The sequence below is a fragment of the Effusibacillus consociatus genome (assembly GCF_042652925.1).
Classification (GTDB): Bacteria; Bacillota; Bacilli; order Tumebacillales; family Effusibacillaceae; genus Effusibacillus; species Effusibacillus consociatus.
This window is the reverse complement of record NZ_JBHSHC010000069.1, coordinates 1-714: the sequence shown is the minus strand read 5'-3', so window position 1 is coordinate 714 and position 714 is coordinate 1. Positions and strand designations below refer to the sequence as shown.

The following is a 714-nucleotide window of genomic DNA, read 5'->3' as shown; positions in this document are numbered from 1 at the left end:
ATCAATCCTCCTACGTATAGTATCGCTCTTATTTCGGAGGTTGTCCAACTTGATTACGGGGCTTAAGAGTAAGGTTGAAGCCCTGTGACAAAGTAACTCTTGCAAGAGTGCGAGCAAATCAGCAGGCCGTAACATCAAGTGAATCCTGCCGCATCGTCAAAAAGAACCTGCAAAGGACAAGAGAGAGCCAAGCCTCGGGAATATGGGCGAAGGCCATGGAACGCGTGAAGACCTTGGAAGCGCAGCGCGGAAGAACTCTCCGGTGCAAGGGGAACGGCATGCTGAGAAAGTTGTATCTGGAACTAGGGATACCCTACCTCGCACGACGAAAGTCGTAAAGAGCGACCCTATAAGCCCGAAAGGTGAAGTGGCGAGCTGCGGGGAGGGAGGCGGAGGGGGTCGTAGTACCAATGAAGCAAGGACAACACAACCTTGCGGAGGAAAGGACCCCTGCTTTGTTCACGTGCCGGAGGAGGTAAGAGTCAGTGAATGCAGGAAAACCTGCTAACTACGCCAAAGCAAAAGCTCGACAACTCCAAAACGCACTATACCTTGCGGCCAAGGGAAACCCGAGGCGGCGGTTTCACGCGCTGTACGACAAAGTGCACCGCGGTGACATTCTTTGGGAAGCATGGAAACGGGTCAAAACGAACGGCGGAAGCGGCGGTGTGGATGGAATAACCATCGACTACATCGTCAAGGAATACGGGGAAG

1 pseudogene is annotated in these 714 nt (G+C 53.2%); it reads left to right on the top strand.

Features of this window, described 5'->3' with window-relative positions:
• Positions 1 to 485: 485 nt before the first annotated feature.
• A pseudogene (locus ACFO8Q_RS09175) lies at positions 486 to 714 on the top strand (group II intron reverse transcriptase/maturase); the annotation flags it as partial.